The sequence below is a fragment of the Paenibacillus sp. BC26 genome (assembly GCF_900116125.1).
In the GTDB taxonomy this organism is placed as follows: domain Bacteria; phylum Bacillota; class Bacilli; order Paenibacillales; family Paenibacillaceae; genus Paenibacillus_Z; species Paenibacillus_Z lignilyticus.
On the sequence record NZ_FPAD01000005.1, the window covers coordinates 350,307 to 363,331 of the forward strand.

Sequence of the window (13,025 nt, forward strand, 5' to 3'; positions counted from 1 at the left end):
AATAACTGCAATACGGCCTCTTTGCCATCGGCCCCACGTCGGTGTGGAAGCCAAATTATCGTTCGATTCACGTCATTGTGATCTTAGTTGCAATTATAGGGGGCTTGCGAGGTCCATGTCAATATAGCTGACACACATATTTTTTATCGCCTGGGGAGTGACTACCCGGGGGCTTAACCGTGGATGAGTTGATAGACTTTCACGATGGAGGCGGCGATATCGCCGATTCGCTTCCGTTCATTCATGGCCTGTTTCCGCAGGAAATCATAAGCTTCCGCCTCGGAAATCCCTTTGATTTCGCATAGTACAGCCTTCGCTTGATCGATCCATTTACGCTCGTCGATCCGCTGCAGCAGCTGCTCCCGTTCCTCGGCCCATCGCTTGCGCTGCTGGAATACGCGCTGGCCCCACTTCAAAGCAACGCCCATTTCCAAGGTATTCATGGAGCTGAAGAGGACGCCGTCCAGGGTATAACCAAACTCAAGTTCATTCGGAACCGCGTTCTCGGAGCAAAGCCATAGGGTTGGCAGCCGTCTCATACCTGCAATTGTGGATTGCCAATCCTGCATCCGCTCTACGGTGACATGCATGACCGCGGCATCCGCCACGCTTATAAGGCTCTTTACCTCTTCGGCATTAGCTGCACGGTGCAAGGTGCGGCAGTTTTGCTGCAAGCTATGCATCGATACGGGAGGTCTTCCTTCCTCAAGAAAAAGGATGGATCTCATCATCGGTCACCTCGTTTAGGCACAGCGAATGTCCAGCTTTGGAGCCCTGCCTGCAAATTTGTAATAAAATATAACATACCCTCCCTCAGAATGTCGACGTTCATTTCAACTATTTTCCCTAAATTTTAGGCGAGTGACCAAAAGTGGCATGTTACGTCCTATTTTATGTTAGATATATTGACATGCGCCGCGATGCGACCTATACTAAAGCCAAGATCTTTACGACGGCACAATGGCGTGCCCTCTTAAATCCGGCAATGGAGCCTGTTCTTTCGTCAATTGCGACGAGGGGATGGGCTTTTTATGTTTTCGGAAGCGGCCGGGGCTGCAGCGCAATAAGGGTCGTACCTCGTGCGACGCACTAACTTTTAGGAGAGATAGCCATGAGAAAGAAATTAGTCATGATTGGTAATGGGATGGCCGGTGTTTCATTCGTTGAGCAGCTGCTGAAGCTGAACCCGCATCGCTACGACATCTCGATTATTGGGGCGGAGCCGCACCCCAACTATAACCGCATTATGCTGTCGTCGGTTCTCGCGGGGGATGCCAGCATGAAGGATATTATTTTGAACGATTGGGATTGGTATCGCGATAACGGCATTGCGCTGCATACCGGTCAACAAGCTACATCCGTGGATACGGAAGCGCGTACGGTAACGACTGATCAAGGACTGACACTGGCTTATGATGAGCTTGTTTTTGCTACAGGATCACTGCCTTTCATGCTTCCGATACCCGGAGCGGATAAGGAAGGCGTCATTGCATTCCGAGACATCAAAGATTGCGAAACGATGATCGATACGGCGAAAACATACCGGAAAGCCGTAGTCATCGGCGGCGGTTTGCTCGGTATCGAAGCGGCGCGCGGGCTGGTCAATCTCGGCATGGAAGTGAGCGTTGTTCATATCTTCGCTTACTTGATGGAGCGGCAGCTTGATGCAACGGCGTCACGACTCCTGCAAGCGGAATTGGAACGGCAGGGGATGAAGTTTCTGCTGGAGAAGCAGTCCGATTTCATTACGGGCGAGGATCGTGTGACAGGCCTGACTTTCAAGGATGGGACGCATGTAGAGGCGGACCTTATCGTCATGGCAGCCGGTATTAGGCCGAACGTACAGCTGGCCAAGAGTGCCGGCGTAGAAGTGAATCGCGGTATCGTCGTTGACGATCATCTCCAGGGGAGTATTGCTAACATTCATGCGGTAGGTGAGTGCGCCGAGCATCGCGGGATTGTCTATGGTCTGGTGGCGCCGCTCTATGAACAAGGCGCTGTTCTTGCCAAGAAATTGGCTGGGGTCGAGAGTGACGGCTATCAAGGATCGGTGCTGTCAACCAAGCTGAAGGTGTCGGGGGTGAACGTATTCTCGGCCGGACGATTTGCGGATGAACCGGGTACGAAGGCGCTTCGCGTACAGGATGATTTGGACGGTATTTATAAGAAGGTCGTGTTTGAGAACGGGAAGGTCGTCGGTGCTGTTTTGTTCGGCGATACGAGCGACAGCTCAAGGCTTTTCTCCGTCATTCGCAGCGGCAAGGACTTTACGGGAAATGAGAAAGAGGTGCTGTTCGGACCGTCCGGCGGTAACGGAGGCGGCAAGTCGGCGAGCACGGCGGATCTGGTAACCGCGATGAGCGGGGACGAAATCGTCTGCGGCTGCAACGGCGTTACGAAAGACACGCTGGTGGAGGCGATCACGGAGAAAGGCTGCGTCAGTGTCGGCGAACTGAAAGCCTGCACCAAAGCATCCGGCGGCTGCGGCGGATGTAAGCCGCTCGTGGAAGCGATTCTGACAGCCACGCTTGGGGCAGATCAGGTGGCGGCGGTGAAAGAAGGCATCTGCGGCTGTACGGCGCTCTCGCGCGACGAAGTCGTGAATGCCATTCAGCAAATGCACCTGACGACGACGAAGGAAGTCATGCATGTGCTGGAGTGGAACAATCCGGAGGGCTGCTCCAAATGCCGGCCGGCGCTCAATTATTATCTTGGCATGGCATTTCCGGATGAACACGAGGATGAGCTGGAATCCCGTTTCGTGAACGAACGTAACCATGCGAACATTCAGAAGGACGGTACGTTCTCCGTTGTTCCGCGCATTTACGGAGGGGTGACGACGCCGGAGGATTTGAAGAAAATCGCGACGGTCGCGGAGAAATACCAAGTGCCGCTTGTGAAAATAACCGGAGGTCAGCGGATTGACCTGCTCGGCGTGAAGAAAGAAGATCTGCCGGGCATGTGGAAGGATCTCGATATGCCTTCCGGTTATGCCTACGGTAAAGCGCTGCGCACCGTGAAGACCTGCGTAGGCAATACGTTCTGCCGATTCGGCACACAGGATGCGATCAAGATGGGCATCGATCTGGAGAAGAAATTCGAGCGGCTGAATACGCCGCATAAAGTGAAACTGGCTGTCTCGGGCTGCCCGCGTAACTGCGCCGAGGCGACCATTAAAGATCTCGGCGTTGTTGCGATTGACGGGGGATGGGAGATTTACGTGGCCGGCAATGGCGGTACCCGCGTACGCGCGGCAGATTTGCTGACGAAGGTGAAGACGGAAGAGGAAGTTCTGGCGTGGACGGGCGCTTACTTGCAATATTACCGGGAAACGGCCAATTACATGGAGCGGACGAGTGAGTGGTCGCTTCGAATCGGCCTGGATACGATAAAGGCTGCTCTGGAAAAGCCGGAGGATCGTGATGCCTTGAATGCGCGCATTGATAAGACACTGGATCTCATGAAGGATCCGTGGCAGCAAATTATCGAGAGCGACGATCTGCGCAGTGCATTCGATGCCCTGACAGCGCCAATGAGTCCGGAAGCTGCGGCGGCAGATGCGACGGTAAAGCCATAACCAGAGACAGAGCTGCGGCTTTCATGCGGCAGCAGAGGGAGCGGATGAGAAGATGAATGAACTGATCATTGGGCACATTTCAGAATTTCCTGAACGGACCGGGCGCGTTGTGCGGCTCGGAGAGATCGAACTTGCGCTGTTTAAGCTGACGGATGGAACGGTCAAAGCGATCGAGAACTTATGCCCGCATAAGAACGGCAAGCTCTCCGAAGGGATTGTATGCGATCATCATGTTTATTGTCCGCTGCATGATTGGAAGATCGATTTGCACGATGGGATCGTGCAAGCGCCGGATGAGGGCTGCGTGACCACATACAGCACGATTGTTGATGGCGCGGGCAATGTGATTTTGCTGGTGCAGGACGGAGTGAATGAGCGAAAGGTATCGTAAGCTTGCTGCCTGATGCGTGTGAATATCGATAGGACTGGGAGGCGGCAGCTATGGCGCGTTTAGAGGGAAAAAGGATCGCTGTGACGGGGCCGCGCAAAGCGGATGAGCTGAGCAAAATGATCGCTAAATTCGGCGGAACGTCGGTGCTTCGTCCTGCGCAGGGGACGGTGTTTCTCGACGATTCTCAGATTGAAGAGCAGCTGAGCGCACTCATCGCGCGACCGGCCGATTGGCTTGTGCTGACCACGGGCGTTGGAACGGAGGCGCTCGTGCAAATTGCCGAGCGGCTCGGTTTGGCGGAGCAGTTCGTGCATGCGCTGAGCGAGATGCGCGTGGCCGCCCGCGGATACAAGACGGTGAATGCGCTGCGCAAGCTGGGGATTACGCCGGAGGTGCGCGATGATGACGGCACGACTGCGGGGTTGCTTCGTTTGATGGGCGACCATGATCTATATGGCCGGACCGTTGCGCTCCAGCTGTACGGCGATCCGGCCCCGCGTCTGATCGGCGAGCTTGCCCGTCGCGGCGCGCTCTGCGAGGAGCTGCTGCCTTATCGGCATATCCCGCCGCAAGGAGATATCGTCGAGATGCTGATCGACGAAATCGTGAGCGGGGAGGTAGACGCCGTCACGCTCACGAGCACCGTTCAGGTGCGTTATGTGATGGGCTGCGCGGCTAAGCTTGGCAAGCTGGATGCGGTTCGTGCTGCTTTTGCAGAGCGCGTGCTGGCAGTTGCCGTCGGTAAGGTGACGGCGGAAGCGCTGCAAGAGGAAGGCGTGGAGCGGGTGTTGTTCCCGGAAGAGGAGCGCATGGGCAGCATGGTAGTGGCGATGAGCAAGTATTTCGGCGGCGGGCAGCTAACGGATAGCGAAGCGGCGGTTGGCGCGGTGTCGGGCGATTGCGCGAGCGGTGCCGGAGCTGGTGCGGACGCGGGTATGGGTGTGAGCGGCGCAGGGGCTAATGCAGATACAAGCGCAGGTCCGGGTCCGGGCGTGGGCGCGAATGCAAGCGGCGTAGTTGCTGATGCAGAAGAAAGTTCGAGTGCAGGGCTCGGAGTAAGCGTAGTAGGAGACCCGAACATAGGTGTGAGCGCGAGTGCATAGTCTTAGGGCGGACGTTTAGGCAACATAGTGGCAGCAAGACATAGCTAAGCAGGGGAGAGTGGGCGCATGGGCGGCGATTATGGGAAGGTGTACTTAACGGGAGCGGGTCCGGGCGACCCGAAGCTGATCACGGTCCGTGGGCTGGAAAGTATCCGTCTGGCTGATGTCATTGTTTATGACAGACTCGTGTCAGGGGAGCTGATTAAAGAGGCTCGAAAGGATGCGGAGCTCATCTATGTCGGCAAAGCATCAGGCAGGCATACCCTTAAGCAAGAGGATATTAACGCTCTTCTTGCCGAGCGCGCCATGCGCGGTCTGACCGTTACCCGGCTGAAGGGAGGCGATCCCTTCGTGTTCGGGCGCGGCGGCGAAGAAGCCGCTCACTTAGCTGAGCGCGGAATCGAATTCGAAATCGTGCCCGGCATCTCTTCTTGCATCGCCGCCCCTGCGTACGCCGGCATTCCGGTTACCCATCGGAAGCTGGCTGCTTCCTTCGCGGTCATTACCGGCCACGAATGTACCGACAAGGACAGTGCCTGCGTCGATTGGGCTTGGGCGGCCGGAGCGGAAACGCTCGTCGTGCTGATGGGGCTGGCGCAGCTTCCGTACATCGTGGAGCAGCTGCTCGGCAATGATAAACCGCCGAGCACGCCGATCGCACTCGTGCAAAGCGGGTCCTGCTCCGAGCAGCGAACGGTTGTCGGCACGCTTCGGACCATAACCTCGCAGCCCGAGGTTGCGGAGCTGGTTAGCCCGGTGGCCATCGTTATCGGCCCGGTCGTTACCATGCGGGACAAGCTGAAGTGGCGAGCGGTGGAGGCCGTGCTGAATTGACCCTTTAACCGATCGATGAGTCGTTATCCGCGAGCGAGCCGGCGCGTGGAGACGGCTTTTTATTTTCACTCCTGTACCATCCAGATCCTGTATGATTGGCCATATACTGCAACCAATCTCAATATAGCCTCGTCTATAGGTGCAACAATGAGAGTCGGAGTGAGGATATATGAAGCAAGGTTTTGGCCGGAGGTTATATGCAATGCGAGCAGTGCTTCTTCTATTAAGCTGTCTGTTGCTTCTGTCAGGCTGTTCGTTTCAACTGCCGGGTACCAAGGTAGGTGTGGCAGATGGAAGAGAATGCCGCAATAAAACGTCTGTTATCGACTATATTCCGGCGCTCCGATGGAATGGCATCACCTATATGTCTATGGGGAACGGCGAAGATGCAAGCTTCGTGCAGCAAGGGGAGAAAATCGGGCAAATCGGCTATAAGCTATCGGATCATGCCTGCGAGAATTACATGATGCAGGACGGTGATGCGACGCTGCTGGAGATCGGAACGGAGATATTCGAAGTCAAAGGCTACAAACAGAGCTATCGACTTCTGGCAGGCGGCGAGCTCTATCAAGTCTCGGAGAATAAAGCCGCGGTTACAATCGGCGACCTCTATGATATTGCGGGCCGAATCAAGAATGTCCAATTCGTAAGCGGAAACGACGGTTCGCCGCTGAAAGACTTCACGCCGGAAGCGGTCGCCGCGTTTGCCGAGGAATACGTGAAGCTGAAGGTTGTAGACCGCATGGCGCTTGCCAAACAGACGAAGAATTTAGCCGGCGGGAATTATAGTTTGCGCGTTATTTTGAAAGACGGTTCGTCGTTTGGAATGGGTTACTGGATCAAGTTCGGCGTGCTGAGTCCGGGCGCATATGCGACAGAAGAACTCAAGCGGCTGGTAGAAGAGCAGCGGAAGCTGATATATACGAGTTAATGCAGAACGGACGGCGGGTGGCTCGATCATCGGTCGTCTTTTTATTGCTTACTTCGCTAAGGAAGAGGAGGCAGGTTTGGTATAATAGGGTCATACAAAAGGAGGCTGCTGCCAGTGAAAGCGAGTATGGTTTCGGATACCTACTGCGAGGATCTCGAGAAGATGCTTCGCAGTCATGCGAGTGAGGAAGTTGCCGGGCCGATGACGGCTTATATGCGTGATTTGTTTCCGTTTCTGGGCATTCGGACGCCGGAGCGGGCTGCGGTGACGAAGCAGTTTATGAAGGAACACGGTGTTCCGTCAGGTGCGGAGCTTGAACGGGTTGCTCGTGAGCTGTGGGCATTGCCGGAGCGGGAATTTCATTACACGGCGATGATATTGCTCGAGAAGCGGAAGAAGGACTTGACGATCGACCAGATCGGATTTATCGAACATCTCATTACAACGCATTCATGGTGGGATACGGTCGATTTGATCGCGAGCCATCTTGTTGGGGCCATGTTCACTCGTTATCCGGAGCTTGCGCCAACCTATACGGAGAAATGGATCGCATCGGACAACCTATGGCTGCGTCGTACCGCAATCTTATTTCAGCTCGGCTATAAAGGCCGAACCGATGCGGAGCTGCTCTTCTCGCTTATTCGCCGAACGGCGCATGAGGACGAATTCTTCATTCGCAAAGCGATCGGCTGGGCGCTGCGCGAATATGCGAAAACCGATGCGGCTGCGGTGCAGCAGTTCGTGGCGGATACGGCATTATCGCCTTTAAGTGTCCGTGAAGCGCTCAAGCATGTCGGTGCGAAAGCGTAGTCCGATGCCAGGCAAACTGGCGATTGACGGGACGCGCATTTCCGTGCTATTCTTAATTCCAACAAAGTAGGTAGGAATTATAGGAATAAGGTGGTGCCGATCATGAATCATCCGATATCAATCCGCAGCGGCGACATAGAATTGTCCGGCGTGCTGCAGTATCCCGTAGTGGATCGCGAAGAGAAAAGAGCTGCCAAATACCCGTTGATCATCATTTGCCACGGTTTTATTGGCAATCGCATGGGTACGGACCGGTTGTTTGTAGAGGCGGCGGAACGGCTGACTCGCAGCGGTTATCTTGTGCTGCGCTTCGATTACGGCGGATGCGGCGAGAGCACCGGCGATTACGGCAGCGGCGGTTTGGATGAGCTGATCGGACAGACGAGAACGGTCATTGATTACGCGCTCAGCCTCGATATGGTTGACGCGGAGCGGCTTATCCTTGTGGGACACAGCCTGGGCGGTGCGGTCGCAGTGCTGACGGCAGCTCGCGACTCGCGCGTGAAGTCCTTGGTCCTGTGGGCGCCGGTTGCCCACCCGTTCATGGATATTCGCAATATTATCGGAACCAAGGCGATCCAAGAGATCGACACCGTCGGAACGACGGATCATATGCATTATCAGTTTACGAAGAAGTTCACCGATTCGCTGGCGCAATTCCAGCCGCTGACTGAGCTGCGCGGCTACAACGGAGATGTGCTGATCGTGCATGGCACGGCGGACACGGTCATCCCTGTCGACTACTGCTTCTTGTATCAGAAAATGTTCTGGCTGCGCAAAGAGGGCAATTGCGATAAAGAGGTTATTTTGCAGGGTGACCATACGTTCTCCTCGAAGGCTTCGCGCGATGAACTGTTCGATGTATCGCTGCGCTGGATCGATGCCATCGGCCGCAGACGCAATGATTGGAGCTTGTGGACGATCTAATCGAATCGTGATGGTAGTTAGGCCGCTTTTCCCTTTCTTCGGGGAAGCGGTTTTTTTGGCTGGCCTAAACACATATTTGCCGGATTAATTGCTTATCTGCAACTTTTGGCGGTTCTTCTTACGTTGTAATGGTTACAATTGCAATAAGTACGCGAAGAGGAACGGGTGACCATGCAGATGAGAAAACTTGCTATAGGAATAATGGCTTTGACGATTACGATATTAGGCGGTTGTACGCATAAGGGAGAGACAAGTGAACAGCCGCCTGTCGTATCGCCGCCTGCCTCGGACCAGCCGGCTGCGAATGAGCCGGTGCCGCCAACGGAAACACCGGATACCACGGATGAAGAACCGGCAACGCCGGCCGTGCCGGAGACGCCTGAACAGGCGCCGGCAGATGAAATCACGCAGCAGGTCGAGAAGATGACGCTCGATGAGAAGCTTGGCGCGATGATTATCGCCGGCGTGGACGGCACGACGGGCAGTCAAGCAGCAAAACGAATGATTGCGAGTCAGCACGTGGGCGGCGTTATTTTCTACGCGAATAATATTACGACTCCCAAAGGGGTCGTCGCCTATGTGAATCAGCTGAAGGCGTGGAACAATGGGAATGCTTCGCCGCTCATCATCTCCGTCGATCAGGAGGGGGGCAGGGTGAGCCGCCTTCCCGGACTTGTAAAGCTGCCAACCGCCAAGGCGATCGGAGACACCGGCAACAGTGCGTATGCAGCTAAGATCGGAAGCATACTCGGGGAAGCGAGCAAGAAGATGGGCTTCAACGTGGACTTCGCTCCGGTGCTGGACATTAACAGCAACCCTAAGAATCCGGTTATCGGGGATCGCTCCTACGGCTCGACGCCTAAGCTTGTGACGAAGATGGGAATCGCCGCCATGGAGGCTATTGAGAAGGAAGGTGTCATTCCGGTCGTGAAGCATTTTCCGGGGCATGGCGATACGTCGGTGGACTCGCATCTGGAGCTGCCTGTCGTGGGCAAAAGCGAAGCTGCGCTCAAGGCCTTCGAGTGGGTCCCCTTCCAAGAGGCGATTAACGAAGGGGTAGACGCGGTCATGATCGCACATATTCTCTACCCTAAAGTGGACGCCAAGGTGCCGGCCTCCCTATCCAAACGTGTAATCACGGATGAGCTGCGCGGCGAGCTGGGTTACGAAGGTGTCGTTATGACGGACGACTTGACGATGGGGGCAATCGCGAAGAATTATGGCATGGGAGAAGCGGCGGTCATGACGGTCAAGGCGGGCAGCGATATATTGCTGGTGGCCCATGAGTACAAGAATGTGGATGCTATTCTGGCAGCGCTGAAGAAGAGCGTGAATAGCGGTGACATTACCGTGGAGCGGATCGATGAAAGCGTGAAGCGGATTCTGATCCTGAAGAAGAAATACGAGCTGACGGACGAGAAAACGCCGGCGACGCCGAATCTGGATGCGCTCAATGCGGCGATTCAAAAAGCGGCAGCGGTTTATTAAACATAAGCCTAATAAAAAGGCATCTTCCGGCTCGTTAGCGGAGGATGCCTTTTGTTATGTTATCTTGCTGCTTGAAATTGAAGATTCCCGCACGATCAGCCGATGCGGAATAATGATATGGTTCTGCGACAACGGCTCATCGTGCACGATGCGCAGCAAGGACTGCGAAGCGGTGTAGCCGAGCTGATAAGTGCCGATATCGATGGAGCTGATCGGCGTCGAAGCGAGCTCGGACAGCGGAATATTGTTAAAGCTGACGATACAGATGTCCTGCGGAACGCTGTAGCCAAGCTCGGTCAGTCCGCGCAGCACGCCAAAGGCGAGCAAATCATCGAAGATAACCAGAGCTGTGGGCCGATCCGGCAAACTCATGAAGAAGGACATCGCCCGGTATCCGCTTTGCTGCAGGAGATCGCCTTCCAGCACCCATTCCTGCTGAAAAGGCAGGTTCGCTTCCTTGAGTGCTTTCTTGTAGCCGAAGAGCCGATCCTGAGAAACAACGAGATTCGGCGGTCCGCTGATGAAGCCGATCCGTTTATGCCCTTGGGCGATAAAGTGGCTCGTCGCATCGTAGGCTGCTTGAATATTGTTATTGTCGATCGACAGCACATCCGGAAACTCGTCGCTTCGCCCGATAAGAACGAAGGGGAAGTTCTGCTGCTTCAGAAATCCGATGATCGGATCCGAGGTGCGCGAGGACAATAGCAAAATACCATCCACGCGGCGTCCCATAACGAGGCGCGAGATGGCTTCGAGCTCATTCGAATCGGAAGTAACCGTTGTCATAAGCATGTCATAGCCGGCTCTGGTCGCCTGCGTAACGATACCCCGTATCAGCTCGCCGAAGAAGAAGTTCAGAAACAGCTCCTCGGCAGGGCGCGGCAAGACGATGCCGATCGTTTGGGTTGTTTTCGACACCAGACTCTTCGCCATCATGTTCGGATGATAGCCGAGCTGATCCATGATCTCTTTCACTTTACGGGACGTCTCCCGACTGATTCGCGGATGGTTCGAGACGACTCGCGAGACGGTGGAAGGCGAGACGCCGGCGATTTTTGCAATATCTTTAATCGTGACTGACATAAAATCCCCCAATTGCGCAAACGTGTGCACTTATCTTGTTTATGTGAGCCGATGCTTTTACATGTATGTTACCTAGAGTATATCATTGAAAAGTTTTTCATGCACAAATTTAATTTTCTGAGATATGGGGAGAAAAACAGAGGAAATGGAAGAACGGTACGTAATTATTTGTGCAAATGAACTGTGCAAACGTTTTCCCAACCAGCGGGCCTTAGTGTATAGTAAGGGCATCGGTAAAACGCTTTCTTTCACAAAAAGAAGGGGAATAAAGCCTCGAATTACCATTTTCATGGCCATCTGTACAAACGTTTGCACAAAAGCAGAGGATCGTGTACAATGCAAGAGCCGCATTTTTATGCAACATGCACGGCTCGGGTTATTGCATCATCCAAGGCAACCGCGCTATTCGTAATAGGATGTCGATAATTGGTTACGCTAGGTTTATGCTCCGGCGATTACGCTTTAATAACGAGAGGGGTTAAATAGAATGAAAAAGACAGTATCCTTGCTTCTGGTTCTAACACTTGCTGCAACACTGACAGCATGCGGCTCAAAGAACAACAACACCACTGAGAACACAGGCGAGACCAACACAGGTACAGTAAACAACGGCACAGGCAACAACACAGCCGAAGACGCTGAGCTTGTACCGGAAGATGGCGCGACTTTGCTCGTATGGGAAGCTAAAGAAGAGCGTCCTTTCGTTGAGAAAATGATGAAAGAATTCAAAGAAAAATACGGCGTTGAAGTGAAAATGGAAGAGCTTGGCGCTGGCGATCAAGTGGCGAAATTGACAACTGACGGTCCTGCCGGAATCGGTGCAGACGTTGTATTGTTCCCTCACGATAACCTGGGTAAAGCAGTAGCTGCCGGTCTTGTTCTTCCGAATGATGTTTACGAAGAAGAAGCGAAATCGGAGAACAGCGATGTTGCGGTTCAAGCGGTTACGTATGATGGCGTTCTATACGGTTTCCCGCGTGCAGTTGAAACGTATGCCATGTTCTACAACAAAGATCTGATTGCAACGCCTCCAACAACGTTCGACGAAGTGAAAGAATTCGCGAAAACGTTCAACGACGGCAAGAAGAATAAATATGCATTCATGTGGGATATCGGAAACTTCTACTTCAGCTATCCGTTCCTGGCTACAACAGGCGGCTTCGTATATGGCAACAACGGCCAAGACAAAGCGGAAATCGGCCTTAACAATGCCGGAGCAGTAGAAGGCGCAACTTACTTCGCGTCGCTGAAGAAAGATGTATTGCCGCTTAAATCCGGCGATGTGACGTACGACATCAAGAAAGGTCTGTTCACGGGCGGTACGCTTGCCATGAACATCGACGGCCCTTGGGCAATCGGCGATATCAAGAAATCCGGCATCAACTTCGGTGCAGCGCCAATCCCTAGCATCAACGGTAAACAATCCGTATCGTTCTCCGGCGTTAAAGCTTGGTATGTAAACTCGTACACGAAATACCCGAACGCAGCGAAATTGTTCGCACGTTTTGCTTCCACGAAAGAAGCGCAACTGGATGACTTCACTTTGACCGGCGCGATTCCTGCAAACAAGGAAGCTACCGAAGATCCGAAGATCCAAGGCGATGAAATCGTAAAAGCATTCGTAGAGCAGTTCAAAAACTCGCAGCCAATGCCTTCGATCCCTGAAATGGGCAACGTTTGGACCCCGATCGGCGCAGCGCTTTCCGACATCTGGAACGCTGGCAAAGATCCAAAGGCAACACTTGATAATGCTGTGAAGCAAATCGAGGATGCTAACGCAGCTGTAGCGAAGTAATTCGCGGCAACCGCAGCATCAGATGCAGCCGGTTCGGCTGCGCATAAACAACCATACAATGCCGTCACCCGCCCTTTCTCAAGAGG

General features: G+C 53.9%; 11 protein-coding genes. 9 read left to right on the forward strand and 2 right to left on the reverse strand.

The features are described 5' to 3' along the window. Positions 1–173: 173 nt before the first annotated feature. The gene (locus BM412_RS27550) at positions 174–731 is read right to left on the reverse strand and encodes an ANTAR domain-containing response regulator (protein ID WP_091224902.1); all 558 of its coding nucleotides are present in this window, start codon (positions 729–731) and stop codon (positions 174–176) included. 380 nt (positions 732–1,111) lie between these two features. On the opposite strand from BM412_RS27550, the gene nirB reads away from it, so the two are divergent. The 8 genes from nirB to nagZ all read left to right on the forward strand — a co-directional run bounded on the left by nirB (position 1,112) and on the right by nagZ (position 10,061). Further along, positions 1,112–3,577 carry a nitrite reductase large subunit NirB gene (nirB, locus tag BM412_RS27555; protein WP_091224903.1) on the forward strand — a complete coding sequence of 822 codons (2,466 nt, stop codon included), beginning with the start codon at positions 1,112–1,114 and terminating at the stop codon, positions 3,575–3,577. Positions 3,578–3,629: 52 nt separating this feature from the next. Beyond that, on the forward strand, positions 3,630–3,968 hold the full coding sequence (nirD, locus tag BM412_RS27560) for a nitrite reductase small subunit NirD (protein ID WP_091224904.1): 339 nt from the start codon (positions 3,630–3,632) through the stop codon (positions 3,966–3,968). Between the two features lie 50 nt (positions 3,969–4,018). Further along, on the forward strand, positions 4,019–5,071 hold the full coding sequence (locus BM412_RS27565) for a uroporphyrinogen-III synthase (RefSeq protein ID WP_091224905.1): 1,053 nt from the start codon (positions 4,019–4,021) through the stop codon (positions 5,069–5,071). A gap of 66 nt (positions 5,072–5,137) precedes the next feature. Then, the gene (gene cobA, locus BM412_RS27570) at positions 5,138–5,905 is read left to right on the forward strand and encodes a uroporphyrinogen-III C-methyltransferase (RefSeq protein WP_091224906.1); all 768 of its coding nucleotides are present in this window, start codon (positions 5,138–5,140) and stop codon (positions 5,903–5,905) included. A 202-nt stretch (positions 5,906–6,107) separates the two neighbouring features. Beyond that, positions 6,108–6,836 carry a hypothetical protein gene (locus tag BM412_RS27575; RefSeq protein ID WP_091224907.1) on the forward strand — a complete coding sequence of 243 codons (729 nt, stop codon included), beginning with the start codon at positions 6,108–6,110 and terminating at the stop codon, positions 6,834–6,836. Between the two features lie 126 nt (positions 6,837–6,962). Next, complete coding sequence (locus tag BM412_RS27580; RefSeq protein ID WP_091225084.1) at positions 6,963–7,646, forward strand: DNA alkylation repair protein; 684 nt, start codon at positions 6,963–6,965, stop codon at positions 7,644–7,646. Positions 7,647–7,748: 102 nt separating this feature from the next. Then, complete coding sequence (locus tag BM412_RS27585) at positions 7,749–8,573, forward strand: alpha/beta hydrolase family protein (RefSeq protein WP_091224908.1); 825 nt, start codon at positions 7,749–7,751, stop codon at positions 8,571–8,573. Between the two features lie 171 nt (positions 8,574–8,744). After that, positions 8,745–10,061 carry a beta-N-acetylhexosaminidase gene (gene nagZ, locus BM412_RS27590; protein ID WP_091224909.1) on the forward strand — a complete coding sequence of 439 codons (1,317 nt, stop codon included), beginning with the start codon at positions 8,745–8,747 and terminating at the stop codon, positions 10,059–10,061. Between the two features lie 54 nt (positions 10,062–10,115). On the opposite strand, the gene BM412_RS27595 is transcribed toward nagZ, so the two are convergent. Further along, positions 10,116–11,144, reverse strand: coding sequence for a LacI family DNA-binding transcriptional regulator (locus BM412_RS27595; RefSeq protein ID WP_091224910.1), 1,029 nt, complete (start codon positions 11,142–11,144; stop codon positions 10,116–10,118). A 487-nt stretch (positions 11,145–11,631) separates the two neighbouring features. Between BM412_RS27595 and BM412_RS27600 the strand changes: the two genes are divergently transcribed. Then, positions 11,632–12,939: a sugar ABC transporter substrate-binding protein gene (locus BM412_RS27600; RefSeq protein ID WP_091224911.1), complete on the forward strand. Its 1,308-nt coding sequence runs from the start codon at positions 11,632–11,634 to the stop codon at positions 12,937–12,939. Positions 12,940–13,025: the final 86 nt, after the last annotated feature.

Bases quoted from the DNA above. Each gene is read 5' to 3' on its own strand.
- BM412_RS27550 (WP_091224902.1), bottom strand. From the start codon at position 731: ATGATGAGATCCATCCTTTTTCTTGAGGAAGGAAGACCTCCCGTATCG.
- nirB (WP_091224903.1), top strand. From the start codon at position 1,112: ATGAGAAAGAAATTAGTCATGATTGGTAATGGGATGGCCGGTGTTTCA.
- nirD (WP_091224904.1), top strand. From the start codon at position 3,630: ATGAATGAACTGATCATTGGGCACATTTCAGAATTTCCTGAACGGACC.
- BM412_RS27565 (WP_091224905.1), top strand. From the start codon at position 4,019: ATGGCGCGTTTAGAGGGAAAAAGGATCGCTGTGACGGGGCCGCGCAAA.
- cobA (WP_091224906.1), top strand. From the start codon at position 5,138: ATGGGCGGCGATTATGGGAAGGTGTACTTAACGGGAGCGGGTCCGGGC.
- BM412_RS27575 (WP_091224907.1), top strand. From the start codon at position 6,108: ATGCGAGCAGTGCTTCTTCTATTAAGCTGTCTGTTGCTTCTGTCAGGC.
- BM412_RS27580 (WP_091225084.1), top strand. From the start codon at position 6,963: ATGGTTTCGGATACCTACTGCGAGGATCTCGAGAAGATGCTTCGCAGT.
- BM412_RS27585 (WP_091224908.1), top strand. From the start codon at position 7,749: ATGAATCATCCGATATCAATCCGCAGCGGCGACATAGAATTGTCCGGC.
- nagZ (WP_091224909.1), top strand. From the start codon at position 8,745: ATGCAGATGAGAAAACTTGCTATAGGAATAATGGCTTTGACGATTACG.
- BM412_RS27595 (WP_091224910.1), bottom strand. From the start codon at position 11,144: ATGTCAGTCACGATTAAAGATATTGCAAAAATCGCCGGCGTCTCGCCT.
- BM412_RS27600 (WP_091224911.1), top strand. From the start codon at position 11,632: ATGAAAAAGACAGTATCCTTGCTTCTGGTTCTAACACTTGCTGCAACA.